Raw genomic sequence first — 267 nt, 5'->3', positions numbered from 1 at the left:
ACACCAGACACTGCCACCATCGCCCCCGTCAGCCATAAGGCTTTCGCCGGGAACGCTTTGCGCAGCATAATCAGTGACGGCAAACTCACCGCCGGGAGCGTCATCAACAATGCCAGCGCCGGAGCAGTTCCCATACCTGCCAGCATCATCGTTTGTACAATCGGAATTTCTGCTGCCGTGGGAATGACAAACAAGCATCCTGCTACCGCCATCGCCACCACCCACATCAGGCTGTTATCGACAGCACCATCGGCATGGGGGAATAAC

Annotated in this window: 1 protein-coding gene; it reads right to left on the bottom strand. The window is 56.9% G+C overall.

Features of this window, described 5'->3' with window-relative positions; all coding sequences use genetic code 11:
* Window positions 1-267, bottom strand: a 267-nt coding sequence (locus tag V5P19_RS23725; RefSeq protein WP_334407999.1) for a permease, incomplete at both ends; no start/stop codon positions are given.

Source organism: Enterobacter sp. UNJFSC 003, from assembly GCF_036903355.1.
Taxonomy (GTDB): Bacteria; Pseudomonadota; Gammaproteobacteria; order Enterobacterales; family Enterobacteriaceae; genus Enterobacter.
The sequence above is the reverse complement of the archived record's forward strand: the minus strand, read 5'-3'. Positions and strand labels throughout refer to the sequence as shown.